The sequence below is a fragment of the Arachnia propionica genome (assembly GCF_003932785.1).
GTDB classification, from domain to species: Bacteria; Actinomycetota; Actinomycetes; order Propionibacteriales; family Propionibacteriaceae; genus Arachnia; species Arachnia propionica_B.
The window spans coordinates 1-16,059 of record NZ_RQYT01000030.1; the positions used below are offsets into that span (position 1 = coordinate 1).

Genomic DNA, 16,059 nt, shown 5'->3' on the forward strand with positions numbered 1-16,059 from the left:
CACGAGCCTTCACCGCGGGATCAATCTTCTTCGGCATGATGCCAACCTTCCCACCCCAGAAAGGACCGGCACGAAACCTGGGGCGCTTCACTGCCTTGGAAGGAACAGCATCGCTGATGATGACGATCATCAACTCGAGCATCCGCTCGATCGAGGAGGACGAACAGGAGATCGTCTCGGAAGGGCCTCGGATCGTGGAAGGGCTTCGGCTCATCTCCAGTGCGGCTCAACTCCCCGATGACTACTGGATGGACGTGATCCGCTGGGGCTTCAGCAATCTCGCCCATCACATGCGCCAGTCTGGCGGGAGCCACGCGCGCCTTGAGCAGGCATGGCGGGAGTTCATCAACGAAGTCGTCTCGATGGCCCCGGAGAGCGTCCGGAACAGCCGCTACAACGAGTGAACGAGATCCCCGGCGTTCAGAACTGTTGGTGGTGATCACGCCCATTTTTCGCTGGTCGAGCCGGACTGCGAGCGTCAGCGAGCCGTCCGTGTCGAGACCTCTGGTACACGGTGCTGGGACTCAAGTTGGGCGGGGATCCCACGGAGGTCTCGACACGGATCCTCCGCAGGCTCCGGACCCGGCTCGACCAGCGGTGGGAGGGACAGTGCTGGGGCCGTCATGGACAACTACTTCAGCCCGATGAATAACCCTTGCGGACGATAAACGCCCTTGGGTCGTTTCGGGTGCCGCGGAACCCAGAGGTCGGCTTCGTCGCGGTTGGGGCCGTCGGGTCTGTCCGTCAGTGGTAACTGAATGCCGACGGATGCAGGGAGGAACAGTCCGATGGGTCGAGAACAGCTTCCGTTCCAGGAGGACCATGGGGATGGGGCCTCAGCCAGTTCGCGGTTCACCGACCGTGTCCTGGAGTCGGAGGCACTGCGACGGAGTCTCGAGGTACATCGAGCTGCGATCGACGCCGATGCCATCGACCCCGAGGTCATGAACAACATGCTGGTCTTCTACGGCATCGGTGGCGTGGGCAAGTCGGCTCTGTCCGAGAAGCTCGAAGAGTGGCTGAACGGTGGGAAGGGCTGCGCCCACTGGGGGGCGTGCCCCACCGGGTTTGGCGTGGTGACGGCTCGATGGGACCTGCGTACTGATGCGGAACTCAAGAGCCCTGTACTGCTCCACCTCCGGCTGCGCGAGGCGCTCGCAGCGGCTGGTGTGGAAACACCCATGCTGGATCTGGGGATCGTCGCGGTGGCAACCAAGTTCAACTCGAGCATGGGCGCGGAGCAGCATGGTTCCCTGGCAGCCGTACCGGCACTTGCGGAAGGTCTGCTCTCGACGTTGTTCCCGACAGTCGACACACAGGACGGCGGTGGGCTGTCTGCCTCACACCACCTGCTCAACCTGGTGGTCACCACAAACAGCGTCCCCGAGGGAATCACGTCGTGGATCCCCGAAGCCGTCTCCAGGATCATGAGGTCTGAGGCGGACGTCCGGGGACTGTCCCTTGCAGTGCAGACACTGGGGTGGTCACTGTCCGAGGACCTCAAGAAGCTCCCTCCGACACGACGGCCCCTGCCGGTGGTCTTCGTCGACACCTTCGAGGTTCTCTCCGACGTGGCGCGCAGAGAGGACGAACGGGTGGTGAACTGTGCACTGGCTGCCCTCCACAGCTGCCTGATCGTCGTCACTGGCCGAGAACTGGTGAACTGGGCAGGGGATCGACTGGGGTTGCTCCACCATGGGCCCCACACGTGGCCTTCATTGGCCAGAACCAACGGGATGGCGGAGGAGCCCCGTCAGCACCTGATCGGCCTGCTGGACGTTCACGACGCCCGGGCCCTGTTGGAGGCCTACCTTGATGAGCTCGGCGCATCACTGGCAGAAGGACTGTGCGAGCGCTTGGCTGAGCGAGCAAGACTTCCCATCCACATCGACGCCATCGTCCAGCTGGCTCGCGAGTGTGTACGGGCGAACCCGGGCAGGACCCTGACAGAGGAGGACCTCGGCGGCAACCTGGAGACAGTGGTGGAGCGCCTCATGGAACGTACGTCACCCCGACGGGCTGACCTCCTCCAGGCCGCTGCCGTCGCCGGACAGTTCGACGCCCCCATGTTGGCGGCCGTCGCCGAGACCAGAGTGGCTGAAGCTGAAGCGTTCCTGGACAGTGCTCTCATCCACAGGGTTCCCGGTAGGGGGTACTTTCAGTATCACCTCCATGATGAAATCAGGGAGATTCTGTTGGCGGCGGGCCACGCGGTGGTGAATGCGTGGAACGACCATGATCGAAAAGTGGCAGCCAGTCGAGGGCTTGCTCACTTGGAGGCTGAGCTCCGTTCGGCGAAAGAGTCTGACGAGCTGGAGCGCAGACTATTGGTGCACGCGGCGGCGATTCGAATAGCATTCGAATATGAGATGGAAGTCGAGTGGGTGATTGAAGAGTTCGGTAGAACACCTTCGCGGCTGCGGTTGTCACGTCTATTGGGTGAGATGCCTCGCGGGACCTCACTTCTGTCGCAAACCGTGCGCCTGAACTCCATTCTTGCCAAGCCTGCTCGTGCGCGCCTCAAGGAGCTTGAGTGGGCCCTTGAATCCTTCAGTTACGAGGAAGTGCACAGGAAAGCAGAACTGTGGCTGGCGTACTCGTATCGATCCATGTGGCGTTATGATGAAGCTCTCGCGGTATTCCGGAGTTTGCGTAGCCGTCGGCGGCTTCGGACCTATGCGACGCAATATGTCCTTACATGTCTGTATGCTCGGAGATACCGGGATGCCCTGGTTTCCTGGCTGAGGTGGGGCTCCGATGTGGGGCAGGTGATGGGAACGCTGATGCAGTCGCTAGGCCTCTGTGATGCTGCCGCTACCCTCAAGGGACAGCGTCTTGAAGCGGTCGACAAAGCCAGAGTCTCCCGACATTGGACGTCTCAGCTCTTTGTTTCGCTTGTAGGTGCGAAGTGTTGGTCCGATAAAAATGTGGATGATGTTCTTCGAAGAGCCTACGGTGAAGCGGCTGAGCTCGAGCGAATGGATGGTCCGCGTCATTATTGGACGTGGCGGGCGATGTGGAACATTTTCGACGAGGAAAAGGTGGCTGAATCGTGGCGGCAGCTATCAAAACTGGTCAATGCGGATGGTGTGCAGCAAAAGGAAGAGCTTGACGCTCAAGTGATGGTTGCAGGGCTTCGGCTGCTGGCCACGAAGGACGATCACTACGTCAATGAATTCAGGGAAGCTGGATTGCCGACGTGGGTGAGCGTTCCAGTCGAGATGTTGTATGAACACCTCAAGGACTTGGGTCTGGTTGACTTTGACATGGTGCCCCTTCCAACTCAGTGGCTGGGGGAGCGTGAGGCTGTCAAGCAGCGATGGATCGCGATCTTCAATCGCCTTGTGGAGGAGGCGCGCGCAAGAAAGGAGTCGGTATGAGTCCGATGGATGATCTGCGGGAGGCCTATGGTCTTCTGGGACGGGTGGTGCGGCCCACGCGCTGGACGACGCCACTGGGTCTGTCGAGGGTACGGTCGGAACTGGCTGAGCTTGTCATGCGAGGTGGATCGACCAGTGGGCTCAGTCTGTGGGAGTACGACCATCCAGACCTGTTGCAGGTCCCGGACGCTGTGGGGGTCTGTGAACGAGCACTGGCTCGGGTGGAGGAGGACCTTCATAAGCACGAGGTCTGGGCCCTTCGGACCCTTCTGGAGGAAGCCCTCGCTTCAGCGGCTGAGGCGAGGAACCACGAAGCTGCGGCGGTGACCGAGAGAACCACCCGTACCCATGGCCTTCCCACTCCCGACGAAGTAGCCGAGGCCAGCCGGATCCTCACCGCCCCCACAGAGGACGAGCAGACCGCAACGGTATCCGATGAGGAAGTGGCAGCGTCGATGCGTCTCGCGCTCGATCGACTCGGCATCGAGGGATGGACGGTGGAGATCGCCGATGGCAAGGTCTCCGACATGGCCGTCATCGGGGGAAGGCACCGTGTCGACGTTCGGAAGGGGGCACGCTTCACTGATTCGGCGGTTCGGCAGCTGTTGGTCCACGAGATCGGCACTCATGTCCTGCGTCGTCACTGTGCAGAGAATCAGGCGAGTTACCCCGTGCGTCTTCCTGTCGGAGCAGCGATCCGCACCGAGGAGGGTTTCGCGGTCTGGCGTGAGCACGAAGCCCAGGTGAGCTTCCCGTCGCGTTCCCGCATCTATGCGGCGCGGGTCGTGGCCGTCGATGTGGCGCTGCGTGCTGGAATCCGGGACGTCATCGAAGCCTTGGCGGATCACATCGGCCTGACCAGCGCGATCGGCACTGCCATCCGTGTCAAGCGAGGGCTCGTCAACCCTGACGAACCTGGAGCGAACGTCAAGGATCACGTCTACTTCACTGGTTCCCGCGCCGTCGGGACACATCTTCGCCAGCACCCTGACGATCTCGGCCTGCTGTTTGCCGCGAAGTGGCCGCTCGAGGAGTTGTGGCGGGTTCGAGACCTTGCCGCAGCCGGGCTGGTTGATCCAGTTCCCAGCCATCTGACAGACCCCCGCATCGTCCTCTGAGGAGGGAGAACACAACATGATTTCGCAGTATCGAGTGTTCGTCGCAGCACCCAGCGACGTGAAGAAAGAACGGGACCTCGTCTTTGAGGTCGTCAACACCTTGGCCTACGACCCGTTCCTCAAGGGACGTGTCTCCCTTCAGGTCGTGGCCTGGGATGGCCCATCGGCCACGGTGCCGATGCTCGGCCACCTCGATCCCCAGGCGGCGATCTCCGAAGGACTTCCTCGTCCCGGCGACTGTGAGTTCGTGGTGCTCATCCTCCATTCAAGGCTGGGGACTCCGCTGCCAGACGAATACGCGTCAGCCCTCGGGCTGTCGGAGGTCACCGGAACCGAATGGGAGTACCACGACGCCCTGCGTGGTGCTGAACGGCCGGTCTGGCCAACCGAGCTGCTCATCTACCGAAAGAAGGGAGAACACCCGAGCGACGAACAGGGCACCAAGGTTGATGCCTTCTTCCAAGCCCTGGATGACGCCAAGCGTGGCTACAACTGGTTCCAGGATCCTGATGACTTCGCCCGGAACCTCTCGGATCATCTACGTGAACTGCTGGCGCGTTCAGGACGGATCGTCGATGGCCAGACCATCAGCCGCTGGGTCCAGCACCCGACGACGCCACTGCCCGCATGGGTGGTGCCGTTCCTGAGGGACATCACGCAGGACCCCCACCAACGGGCGGGAGTCGCTCGTGCAGTGGGGCAGGTGATCTGTGAATCCCAGGACATTGCCTACGTACTTGATGTCAGCGAAGCCATGGGAGAGACCTCGGGTGGGTTCGAGGTGGCCGAACAGCTGCGTCTTCACTACGCGGAGCTGTTCCCGGACATGACACAGCGTGAAGCCACACGGGCCGTCGCAGTGTTCCGGTCATTCGCCCGGGACAGAGCGCTGACCGCCGAGGAACGCGAGGAGGTCGACGCTGCTGCGGGCCGCATGGAAATCCTGATCCCGGTCCTGCGTGAGGACTCCGCGGGTGGGTCCTGATCCTCCTGATCGGTGCCACTCCCCGAACCAGTGGGGAAGAAGGGCGTTGTGGTCAAGTCCTTTGCGGGACGCTTGGCTGTCCAGGATCTCGTTCACCTGGGCCATCGACCGGCCCCAGACAGGTGTCGCTTCGTGCCGCGGGCACCCTCGTCCGGCCGGTCAGGTTCAGCGGCTGCGGTAGACCTGGGACCGCCGCAGGAAAATTTCTTCCCGGATTCTCTGAAGTCTCGCGACGCCGGGACCTATGAAATGTATGAAGCTCCTGTCACAGCCCCGCGGGCTGGTTCACCGTGTCCTCGTCGCCCTGCTGGGCGTCGCCGTCGTCCTTGGCCTCGTCTCCTGCTCGGAGGAGGTCCCACCTGCCGCTCCGATCGATGCGGACGGCATCGTCATCATCACCAACTCGCACGCCAACGTGCCCGTGCCCCGGCTGTCGAAGACGGTCGCCGCGATGGTCACCAGTGCGCTCCAGCACGGGCTGCCCATCATCCTCGTCTCCGCCGACGGCACCCCCGAGGTGCTCGATCTCGGGGACCTCAGGGTCACCGGGGACAACGACGGCCGACGCAGACAGAGCCTGAACCGGAACCTCCAGGTCATCGCCGCCGCCATCACCGCCCTGCCCAACGCTGACGGGGCCAACTCCTACGACGCCTTCGCCGTCGCCGTCGGGAAGGCCCAGTCGGAGGGCATGACCCGGCCCGCCTTCGTCTGCATCGCCTGCGGCCTCGACACCGCAGGCCCCCTCGACATGACCCTCCCCGGTGCCCTCGACTCGGACGTGGAAGCGGTGGTGGAGTACCTGAGCTTCCAGGACCAGCTGGTGTCCTTCACCGCCTTCACCCACGCTGAGGTCCACCTCGTCGCCACCGGCGCGACGGCCCCGCCACAGGAACCACTCAGCCCGCGCCTGCAGAAGGCCCTGACCCATCAGTGGGCCGAAGTGCTCAAGGCAGGAGGGGCCGAGGTCCACATCGACCCCCTGCCGCTGGGCGGCCCCTCCATCGAGACCGAGTTCACCGTCCCCACCGTCGCCCTCGGGCCGGAGCCGGTCCGCGCAGTCATCGCCACCTGCGACCCGGAGCCCGAGAACTTCGACGGCTCCTCCGGGGCCCGCTTCGAGCCCGACCGCGCCGAGTGGGTGGACGTCGACGCGGCCCGCGCCGAGTTCGCCCGCATCGTGGAGTGGCTCCAGGCCGACCCGGCCCGCAGCATCGTCATCTCCGGAACCACCAGCGACGACCGCACCGGCGACCCCAACGAGGGCCTCACCCTCTCCCTGGCCCGGGCCCGCAAGGCCGCCGACCTGCTGATCTCCCTCGGTGTCAACCCCAGCCAGATCACCGACGTGCGGGGGCTGGGCCCCCACTACCCCGGCCGGATCGAGGACCGCGAACCCGACGGAACCCCCATCCCCGAACTCCGCACCAAGAACCGCAAGATCATCGTCGATTTCACCGCCTCCTGCTGAGAGAAGGACATCATGGCCACCAAGTTCCGGCTTCGCCCCGACCACGCCCACGTTCCCGACGCCCTGCCCTTCTTCCTGCTCCTCCCCGGCAAGCCGCTGCGCTACTCGCTGTGGTCCAGGTTCTGGGACCGTTGGGCCGGGCGCCGCGACCGCACCGACGCCACCCGCACCTCGGGTGACGACGCGCCGGTCGCCGACACCCCCTGGCTGACCCGCCTCGTCAGCGAGTGCAGCAACGTCATCACCGCTGAACGGATCCGCACGGAGGCCCTCGTCGCCGTCATCGACCGGGAACGGGCCGAGCTGGAGGCCCGCCTCCATCGCGCCGAGGCCGTCGCAACCAGTAGTCAGGCTGAACTCCAGCGGATCAGCGACGCCCCCATCGGCGACGGGATCGTCGGCACCGGAGAGCAGTTCAGCTCCCCCGAGGAACGGCTCCAGCGGCGCCAGCTCGAACGCGCCGCCGCCGTCTCCGCCCAGGAAGGACGCATCGCCTCCGCCAACGCCGAGGTGCTCGAGATCAACGCCCGCCTCGAGGTCCTCACCCAGGAACGGCGCTCCCACTGGGCGGTGCTCCGGGAGCGGGTCCGCAACCTCGTCAAGCACTACCGGCGCCGCGCCAGCACCTACGTCCGCGCCATGGAACGCCGCCGCGACGGCGTCACCTGGCAGGTCCCCGACATCCCCTGCCCCGACTGGGCCCTCGCCGACCTCGGCGCTCCCACCGCCTGATCCACGAGAGGAAGTCAGACCATGAGCATCCTGAACTGGCTCCGCCGAACCCCCAAGAAGTCCGAACCCGAGACCCGCATCATGCCCAAGCCGGTGAAGGTTGATCTCGACGACTACCGCACCCATACCTCCTATTTCTCGCGGTTGAGCAGATGGGACATCTATCGTCCCCTCCCGATGAGCGAGGAGATCCCCGACCTGGAACCTCAACTGAGGAAGATCGAGGAGCGAGTGACAAGGCATGCCGCCGATAGCACTCTCGACGGCCTTGTCCCCGACCTCCTCGACCGGGAGATCCACGAGAACTGCGCCGAGGTCAGGGCCCGGATCGACGCGGCCCATGAGCAGGCCCGCGAGATGCTCAAGCAGTTCCTCGAGCAGGCCATGGCCGCTGAGGCCGAGCTGCAGCAGCACATCACCCGGCTGCGCCACCGTCGCGCCCGTTCCGAGCGTGAGTTCTGCCGCGCCTGGCAGGAGCTCACCGGCGAGGAGCCCGCCCTGCCCCAACCGGAGGGCCCCGGGGCGGAGGGCGTCGCAACGACGAGGGACGAAAGCCTCGACGACCACGATCGTCTTCACCGCCCCGCCATCATCGAGCTCGACCACTGAGGGAGGAAGTCATGACCATCCACAACCCTTCTGACATCACTCGTCATTCCGTCAACCCCACCGACTCCGTCCCGATCCCGGAGACCCGGTCCCGACCGCCGGGCGTGGCGCTCCCGTTCTCCGGGGTGGCTGCCCTCGTCGTCGGCATGGTGGGTTTGACGGCCGATGCCACACTGGCGTTGCCCGTCATGGAGTTGGCCTTCGGCGTGCCGTTCTGGCCGTCGGTGTTCATCCTCACCGTGGTGGCGATCGGGGCAGCCGATCTGGCCATCGTCGCCGGAGAACGCTGGACCAGTGGCAAACGCTTTGCGGCTGGCGTGTTGTTGTTGCTGGCGTTGCTCATCGGTGTGGCCATGGCATGGGCCCGCACCGTGCACGGGATCGCTCCGGAGGCGGACGCGCCGATGATCGAAACAGCTTTGAGCGTCGGTGAGGAGGCGGTGCACGATGAGGGACCCGCGACCCTGCTCATGCTCGGCATCTACTGCGCTTCCGTGGCAAGCGTCTTTGCTGCCTCCATCAAGGTGCTCCACCCGGCCCGTAAGCAACTGAAGCACCACCAACGAGAGATGGAGCGGTCGTCGGAGACCCTGGCGCTCTTTGAAGCGGATCTCGTGGCAGTCCAGGAACGGATCCGACGTCAGGAGGAACGCGAAGAGCAACTTCACCGAGATCACGCCTGTGCCGTGGAGCAGCTCATTGCCAGAGAAGCCCAGCTCAAGGCCTACGCCCGCGACGCCATCGCCCGGGCCGTGGGCGACCCCGCGGCGACACCACTGGTTCGGGCCCCGCATGAGCCGAAACCCACCGATCAGTTCAACCGTCTGCATCCGGTGAACTGAGCACCCCTCCTCCTCCGCGCCCCTATCATCTGGAACAGGTGGCGCGAAGGGAGGCCAGGGGTGAGTGGCAAAGGACGTGGGATGAAGAGTTCGCCCTTGCGAAGGAAGATTCCAGCAACCGAGGCAGAGGTGGCGAAGATCAAGCGCCGCATCGCGAGGAACGCTGCGCTGTTTCTCTCGGCCCGAGGATCTGGCGAAGTGGCCCGCGACCTCGTCTCACGTGCGGCTGAGGACCTGCTCAGGGCGCTGCGCAGGCAGGCCCGATCCGGAACAGTTGATGGAGGGCTGGGAAGTGTCTGGACGTTCCTCTCCTACGCCAAGCGCGCTCGCAAGGGACACAACCGTGCGGCGATGAATGACAAGTGGCGAGGCGTCACCAAGGTGCCCAAGAAGGAACGGGAAGAAGGTTCCCCAACCCCCTTCTTCGACAGAATCCGTCAGGATACCGACACCACGTATGACGTCGAGACCTCTGTCAACGACGCGTTGTTGGTGGTCACAGCAGCACTGCTTCCACGGATCCTCAACGTGTTGGCGCAGCGCTCCGGCAACGGTGGTCTGTCAGCCGATCAGGTGGAGGCCTACTGGGTGATGCTCTACTGCACGAACATGCCGGTATCGATACCAGCTGAGCACGTTCCAGTGATCGAACTGTTCAAGCGGGGCGAGGAGAACTGGCCCTCCCACCTACTCCGGATCCGGGGAACGCGCCCCCATGGGCGCCAGGAACCGAGTTCGGTCAACCACGACATCTCTCGTGCCCGAAGACTCGTTGCCACGTGTCTGTACTTGTTCATCACACTTGCCCCCTACTCGTCCGTGGTCCAGGACGAGGCCGACATGACGCGGCTGCTGGACCTGATCTTCACCAAATCGAAGGACTTTTTTGACGGTCAAAGCGACCTCGTGAAGAAGGCTGGCGCGTGCGTGAGGCTGGACGACTACACCTACCGGGTGGACACCGTCGCAGCCCACGCGGCTGTGCGCAAGCTGCAGTCCTTCAAGAAGCACACCTTGGCCCAGATGGTCGACGACCTCCACGCCGCCGAGGCCAAGTACGCCATCCACGTCCCCGGGCAGGACAGGTTCCGCCCACGATTCGACTGCGTGAAACGATGCGCAGCCCATAGTTCTGAAAGCATGAAGCCATGACCGAGGAATACGACCTCGACGACACCGTCCAGTTCTTCCGCGACCTTCTTGTCCCCGTACCGGAGGGCGCTGCAACCCTGGAGGAGATCGAGCAGGGATTCACCGAACCCCGTGCCCGCGAGATCCTCGACGACCCCGCCCTGCTCAGCCACCTGAGACAACTCGCCGCACGGGTCGAACTCGGCTACGGATGGACGATGCAGGCCCTGGGCGACGACGCCCCCGCCAGCACCGAGCTGTACCTCATCGCCCTCGACGAACGCCCCGACCACACACAGGCACTCATCACCATCCGCCGCGACGGCGACACCACGACCCTCTGCCCGGACGGATTCGACGCCCTCGAGCCGGAACTGCTCGCACGCGTCGACCTTCCCGACGGCTGGGCGGCCTGGCATCCGGCGGAGCCGACCTGGCCGCCCGTTGTCTCCTGGCATGGTCCTTCGGTGCCGGATTGGGTGCCGGACCTGCTGGGTGAGGGCATCCTCGACGACCTCGCAGCCAACCGCGATGAGAGTGTCTGCGAGATGCTCTTCCACGAGCCGCACCCCCTCGCCCGCTACGCGCTGGGGCAGTGGCTACGGCACCACTCCCAGCCCCGCCTGCCGGACTCCCTGCTACGGCTGGAGCTGGGTACCCTCGCTGTCGAACACGCCGACCTCCTCGACGGATCGCCTGACCGCGACCTCCTCGTTGATGCCGGTGACGTGCTGGTCAATCTCCTCGGGATCGTGGCGACGTGGGAGGGGCCGAGACGGGCCCTGGCGGAGGCGGAACTGCGCCGTGCCGCGGCCGCCATCCTGACCCTCACCCCTGACATCCCCGAGGCGCCAGCGCTCAGCCAGCTGCTCGCCGACGGCGTGAAAGTTGCCACGCCCGGCCAGGGCCGGATCCTCGACGGCCTGGCCCTGGCCGCTGGGGGTGACCAGCCCGTCGTCGAGGCCGAGCACCCCTGGGCCGCGATGGTGGCAGAGACCCGTCAGGAGGCGATCGGATTCGTCGACGTGAAGGTCCCGCACGTCGACGAGGACCCCGGCAGGCCGTTCCTCGCGGAACTCGTCGTTCTGGGATGAAGGCGTTGTTCCGAGGCTGAGGTGGTTGTTCACGACGGCTTGAGCGCTGTCCTTGCCCCGCTGGTCTCGACACGGACTGCTCGCTGACGAGGATGAAGAGGCGATCATGGCCGGCCTGCGTCATGGCCGACGTGGGCCGCCTCCACATGTTGCTGAAGATTTCTCGGTGATTCTCTGAAGTTGGGGCGTCCCGGGTCCTTTCCTCAGTGGGTGGGGATCACCACCCCTGATCTGAGGAGGAAGACATGGCCACGTGCAACTACTGCAAGGGGCGCGGCAAGGCGTACTCGCAGACGCTGAAGCGGGACGTGACCTGTGACGGCTGCGCCGGGACGGGACGTACCGGCTGGGACAAGTGCCACTGGTGTAACGGCACCGGCAAGGACTACAACGCGAACCTGGGACGCTACGTCACCTGCGACGGCTGTCGCGGGACCGGTCGCAAGCGCTGATCGGTTCGTCGGCTGGTCGGGTGCGCGTCCCATCGCGGCCCGACCAGCGGCGGACCCCGCGCCGAATAACTTCTGAGCTTCTCTGAAGTCCGGCGCCATCGGGTCCTTGTCCCAGTGGGGGGAGCACCACCAACAACCTGAGGAGGACATCATGGCAATCTGCAGCTACTGCAACGGCAAGGGAAAGACGTATTCGTCGACGTTGGGGCGTCACGTGACCTGCGACGGCTGTCGCGGGACCGGGAGGAAGCCCTGACGTGCAGTTCCGGGGTCGATCATCCACGGTGATTGACCCCGGAACCCCAGTTTCGACTGCCTCACGGCGTCGGTAAGAGGGCGCGCGGATAGGGGGGTCGTCACGAGGATCGTCGCGGTGGCCTCCTGGCAAGGCGGACGACGAAGAGCGCACTGGATTGTGCGTTCGAGGAGGACAACGCTGCCAGGGGGTCACCGGGGCGACCGCAGTAGATCTATCCGCGCACCCTCTAAGTAATCAATGAACTCTCGTGTCGTTCTGAAAGGCCCCACCATGTCTTCGTCTCGTCGCCGTACCTGGAAAGTGCGCTGCCTGCTGCGCTCCGCCGATCCTGTGAATGCTGCCCGCCAGGCGGGGGACCGGTTGCTGCAGCTGGCATCGGGGATGGAGGGGCATGGACGTGCCACGCTGCGACTCATCTCCGACGGTCGGGGGGCCGTCGAGATGTTGTTCGAGTGTTGTGGGGTGCCCGATGCCGACGTCACGGACTGGGTGTTCCAGGACGTCGCGGAGCTGGAGCCGTCGCGACGGCCTCGGCCCCGCACCTGGTCCCATGTCACCGAGCTGGTGCCTCGGGCGCGCCTGGGCGCTGTGGATCCGCTGGATGAGCTGGATCCTCAGCCGCCCAGCACGTCCGGGCAGCAGGCGGTGGTGTGGCCGTCGCCCTTCGCGACCTCCGGGATGGAACTGCTCGCCGCCATGCGTGGCGCGACGGCTGAGGTGCGGCTGCACCTCGCCCCGGTCAACGAGATCGCGGCTCAGCTGGCCCTGCACGAGATCCGTGATGCGGTGCAGGCCAGCGACCCGGTGATCCACGCCCTCTACCAGGGGATCCCGGTGGCGGCGCGGTTGCTCATCGGTCATCGCGGCTCGCTTCCCCCACGGCTGAGGGCGGTGCTGCTGGATCGGGGCCTGGGGCTCGCCCTGAAACCCCTCGACGCGCACGCCCCCGACACCACCGCCGCGTGGCAGGGGGAGGCGTCGTCTCTGATCAGCTCCGGTTTGCCATTCGGGGCTGCGCAGTGTCTCACCGTGATCCCGGTGGCGGGGTTCGGCACGGGGGTGTGTGGACTGCCCGTGACCATCCCGGTCCCGAAGCAGGTGCCCGTCGACGACGGCGTGTGCCTGGAGGGTCTGCGGATCGGGACGGCTCTGTCCACCTCGGGGCAAGAGCGCGAGATCCGGGTGCGGGAGGAGGATCTCCTGCTTCACACCCAGGTGATCGGATCAACGGGGTCGGGCAAGTCGACGCTGCTCGCGGCCCTGGCCCGCGAGTGCCGTGCCGCGGGGATCGGGATCACCGTCCTCGATCCTCACGGCCAGCTCGTCGACCGAATTCTCCAGGAGAGCCCCACCGCCACCTCCGACGTGGTACTGGTGCGCAGCGGCGACGAGGCGCACCCCATCCCGCTCAACCCGCTGGCCGGGCCCAACCCGGAGATGATGACGGACACGCTGGTCCAGGTGTTGCGGGAACTCCACGACCCGGGGAACCGGGGATACATGGGGCCGGTGTGGGAGCGGTGGTTCGGGCTGCTGCTTGCGGTCCAGCGGGCCCTGTTGGGGGACAGGGCCAACCTGGCGCTCATCCCGTCCATGGCCTCTGACAAGGAGCTCATGGCGCAGCTCGCGAGGCAGGTGGAGCAGGGGGATCGCACCTTGGCCCGCGAGTTCAGGGCGTTGTTCCAGCGTCGGGAAGAGGAGTTCAACGATCACGTGACCTGGGTGGTGGCGAAGTTCCAGCGGATGGTTGGCTCGCCACAGATGCGGGGGATCCTGGGGAGCGGGTTGGACGCGATCGATGTCGTCGAGGTTCTGGATGCCCGTTCCACCCTCCTCATCGACCTGGCCGCCAACACCCTCGGGAGTCTGTCGGCGCAGCTGCTGGGGGAGATGTGGCTGGCCAAGCACTGGGAGGCGCTGTCACTGCGTGCCCACCGCGACGAGCCGCACCTGCTCATCGTCGATGAGGCCCACCTGTTCGCCTCCGGGCTGCTGCCGCGCATCCTCACCCAGGCCCGGAAGTACGGGGTGGGTGTGGTGGTGGCGCACCAGAACCTTGAGCAGCTCGACGGCAGTCTGCGCGAAGCGGTGATCTCGTCGACCAACAATGTGGTCGTCTTCCGCACCGGCATCCAGGAGATGGGGGCGGCCCTGGCTCGTCTGGGCGAGTGGAGCGGCGGTCTCCTGACCCGGCTGGAGCGGCTGACCGCCGCCACGTCCCTCAACGTGGGGAGCGGCTTCACCGATCCGTTCACCCTCCAGATTGACCACAACGGGCGAGGAATCCCCGCCAGCCCGGAGATCGTCGAGGAAGTGCAGCAACGGAGTAGCGAGCGTTACGGCCTGCTGGACCCGAAGGGAGCCATCCTCACCCCGGCCAGCCTGGTCCGGCCAACTCAGGAGCGCTCCTACCTCGACGAGTGGCTGGCCCGGCGTCAGGGTGATTCACGTACCTTGGGGTAGGTTGTCTCCGTGTTCAAACTTGGTTTCAGGGTCCGAGGCTTCTTCTGTAGGAACTACGGTTCTGCTGAGGGGCGCCTCGTTGATATGGTCCCATCTGTTGCAGGGCCGCGATCGAACAGGTTCATTCCCATTCAAGTGAGTAATGGGTATCAGTGGATCTGAAACTGTTGTTGTGGCGACTCGAGGCTCTGCTTGTTGGCGCTTAGTGCGGGGCGTTCTAGCTGCGGATAAGGAGATGGCGTGAGGCTAAGTAGAAAATATGAGGGAATATGCTTCCCTGGTAAGGTGATCGAGCAGGCGTTCGACATTCTTGGTCTGCCCGGAGAGAAGAAATGGGATGAGAAGTTCATGGCCCAGGCTTCTTCTTTCAATAGGATTGAAGAGGGGAGGGATGCGTGGGTTCTCGATACTTTGGGTGAATGGCTGGACAGATATGGTCGCGGATTCAGTTTTGCTGATCTTCATCTGGACTGGGATGACGTGGCGCTGTTTATTCAGGTCTACTTTGGTGACACGATGGTTCAGGTAGGCTCCCGAGTGAGAGGGAAAATTGATCGTGTCGTGAAGGTCTTCGATGATGGCGAGGAAGAGATCAAAAAGGGTGCTGTTCCAGACAGGCCAATAATTTTCATCGGGCATGGAGGGGGTAGTCGTGCCTGGTGCGAGATCAGGGACGAGCTCCAAGGTAAGCATGGTCTCGAGATTGAGACTTTCGAGGCGGGAAGTCGTGGCGGGATTTCTGCGTTCGAAGTGCTCCGTTCCATGGCAAAGAAGTGTTCTTTTGCCATCATGGTCTTCAGTGCTGAAGATGAGCTTCGCGACGGCAGCATGAGGGCAAGGCAGAATGTGGTTCATGAGGCAGGTTTCATGCAAAGTTCTCTGGGGGCGAGTCGTGTCATGATGGTGGTTGAGAAGGGGGTTGACATGTTCAGTAACATTCATGGTCTCCAGTGTGACTACTACGATCATGGCCATGTGAAGGAAGTGATCAGTAGCCTCTTGGCCACGCTGCGTCGAGAGTTTCCTGGGGCGGTCTAACTTCCTTAGTTCGCCTGTATTGGGTCGTATTTGCCTTCAATTTTCCCGGCTTGCCTGTCTAGTTGGGCAGGCATATTGAAACGAGGCAGGCGATTTAGGGCACGGGAGGGTCGAGCCCTTGACGCGGCAGCGGGGGCTCTACCGCCCTGCTGTCGGCGGATCCCGTCAAGGGCAGACGCCTTAGACAACGCTCTCAAGGCGTTGTTCACTGCCTTTCTTCTTCGCTGTTGTCTGACTGGACCTCCCTGGTCAAGGCGGGCGAACCCGGGATAAGACAGGTGAAACCACCGCGGTCACGAATCTCCGTCCTGTTTTCCATGGCAGCGTTGACATCGCGATCTCGCCGAAGCAAAGCGGCGATTCGTGAACGCCCGATCCTCCAATCACCCCCTCTCTCCCTCCCACTGGCCTCTCCGGGCCCTGATTCGCCTGCCTTGGGTTGGAAACGCCTGCCTTCTTTCAAATCGCCTGCCAAACAAGACAGG

The 16,059-nt window shown here is 64.2% G+C and carries 13 protein-coding genes; all 13 read left to right on the forward strand.

Annotation, left to right across the window (positions count from 1 at the left end; all coding sequences use genetic code 11):
* Positions 1–116 precede the first annotated feature (116 nt).
* The 13 genes from EII35_RS11120 (at position 117) to EII35_RS11180 (ending at position 15,574) form a co-directional block, all read left to right on the forward strand.
* Complete coding sequence (locus EII35_RS11120; protein ID WP_125228539.1) at positions 117–404, forward strand: hypothetical protein; 288 nt, start codon at positions 117–119, stop codon at positions 402–404.
* A gap of 384 nt (positions 405–788) precedes the next feature.
* Positions 789–3,380 carry an ATP-binding protein gene (locus EII35_RS11125; protein ID WP_125228540.1) on the forward strand — a complete coding sequence of 864 codons (2,592 nt, stop codon included), beginning with the start codon at positions 789–791 and terminating at the stop codon, positions 3,378–3,380.
* Positions 3,381–3,703: 323 nt separating this feature from the next.
* Positions 3,704–4,498: a tyrosine/phenylalanine carboxypeptidase domain-containing protein gene (locus EII35_RS11130; RefSeq protein WP_185744290.1), complete on the forward strand. Its 795-nt coding sequence runs from the start codon at positions 3,704–3,706 to the stop codon at positions 4,496–4,498.
* A gap of 16 nt (positions 4,499–4,514) precedes the next feature.
* Complete coding sequence (locus EII35_RS11135; RefSeq protein WP_125228542.1) at positions 4,515–5,483, forward strand: hypothetical protein; 969 nt, start codon at positions 4,515–4,517, stop codon at positions 5,481–5,483.
* A 253-nt stretch (positions 5,484–5,736) separates the two neighbouring features.
* Complete coding sequence (locus EII35_RS11140; RefSeq protein ID WP_185744291.1) at positions 5,737–6,954, forward strand: OmpA family protein; 1,218 nt, start codon at positions 5,737–5,739, stop codon at positions 6,952–6,954.
* Positions 6,955–6,966: 12 nt separating this feature from the next.
* Positions 6,967–7,686 (forward strand): coiled-coil domain-containing protein, encoded by a 720-nt coding sequence (locus tag EII35_RS11145; protein WP_125228544.1) that lies wholly within the window; start codon positions 6,967–6,969, stop codon positions 7,684–7,686.
* 21 nt (positions 7,687–7,707) lie between these two features.
* A complete protein-coding gene (locus EII35_RS11150; protein ID WP_125228545.1) occupies positions 7,708–8,295 on the forward strand; it encodes a hypothetical protein in 588 nt (195 codons plus the stop codon).
* Positions 8,296–8,306: 11 nt separating this feature from the next.
* Positions 8,307–9,137, forward strand: coding sequence for a hypothetical protein (locus EII35_RS11155; protein ID WP_125228546.1), 831 nt, complete (start codon positions 8,307–8,309; stop codon positions 9,135–9,137).
* Positions 9,138–9,335: 198 nt separating this feature from the next.
* A complete protein-coding gene (locus EII35_RS11160; protein WP_125228547.1) occupies positions 9,336–10,289 on the forward strand; it encodes a hypothetical protein in 954 nt (317 codons plus the stop codon).
* Complete coding sequence (locus tag EII35_RS11165; protein WP_125228548.1) at positions 10,286–11,362, forward strand: hypothetical protein; 1,077 nt, start codon at positions 10,286–10,288, stop codon at positions 11,360–11,362. Before EII35_RS11160 ends, EII35_RS11165 begins: the two co-directional genes overlap by 4 nt.
* A 245-nt stretch (positions 11,363–11,607) precedes the next feature.
* Complete coding sequence (locus tag EII35_RS11170; RefSeq protein ID WP_125228549.1) at positions 11,608–11,814, forward strand: hypothetical protein; 207 nt, start codon at positions 11,608–11,610, stop codon at positions 11,812–11,814.
* 529 nt (positions 11,815–12,343) lie between these two features.
* A complete protein-coding gene (locus tag EII35_RS11175) occupies positions 12,344–14,536 on the forward strand; it encodes a type IV secretion system DNA-binding domain-containing protein (RefSeq protein WP_125228550.1) in 2,193 nt (730 codons plus the stop codon).
* A gap of 240 nt (positions 14,537–14,776) precedes the next feature.
* Entirely contained in the window at positions 14,777–15,574 is a 798-nt protein-coding gene (locus EII35_RS11180) for a TIR domain-containing protein (protein WP_125228551.1), read from the forward strand.
* The last annotated feature ends 485 nt before the right edge of the window (positions 15,575–16,059 follow it).

Bases quoted from the DNA above. Each gene is read 5' to 3' on its own strand.
- EII35_RS11120 (WP_125228539.1), top strand. From the start codon at position 117: ATGATGACGATCATCAACTCGAGCATCCGCTCGATCGAGGAGGACGAA.
- EII35_RS11125 (WP_125228540.1), top strand. From the start codon at position 789: ATGGGTCGAGAACAGCTTCCGTTCCAGGAGGACCATGGGGATGGGGCC.
- EII35_RS11135 (WP_125228542.1), top strand. From the start codon at position 4,515: ATGATTTCGCAGTATCGAGTGTTCGTCGCAGCACCCAGCGACGTGAAG.
- EII35_RS11140 (WP_185744291.1), top strand. From the start codon at position 5,737: ATGAAGCTCCTGTCACAGCCCCGCGGGCTGGTTCACCGTGTCCTCGTC.
- EII35_RS11145 (WP_125228544.1), top strand. From the start codon at position 6,967: ATGGCCACCAAGTTCCGGCTTCGCCCCGACCACGCCCACGTTCCCGAC.
- EII35_RS11150 (WP_125228545.1), top strand. From the start codon at position 7,708: ATGAGCATCCTGAACTGGCTCCGCCGAACCCCCAAGAAGTCCGAACCC.
- EII35_RS11155 (WP_125228546.1), top strand. From the start codon at position 8,307: ATGACCATCCACAACCCTTCTGACATCACTCGTCATTCCGTCAACCCC.
- EII35_RS11165 (WP_125228548.1), top strand. From the start codon at position 10,286: ATGACCGAGGAATACGACCTCGACGACACCGTCCAGTTCTTCCGCGAC.
- EII35_RS11170 (WP_125228549.1), top strand. From the start codon at position 11,608: ATGGCCACGTGCAACTACTGCAAGGGGCGCGGCAAGGCGTACTCGCAG.
- EII35_RS11175 (WP_125228550.1), top strand. From the start codon at position 12,344: ATGTCTTCGTCTCGTCGCCGTACCTGGAAAGTGCGCTGCCTGCTGCGC.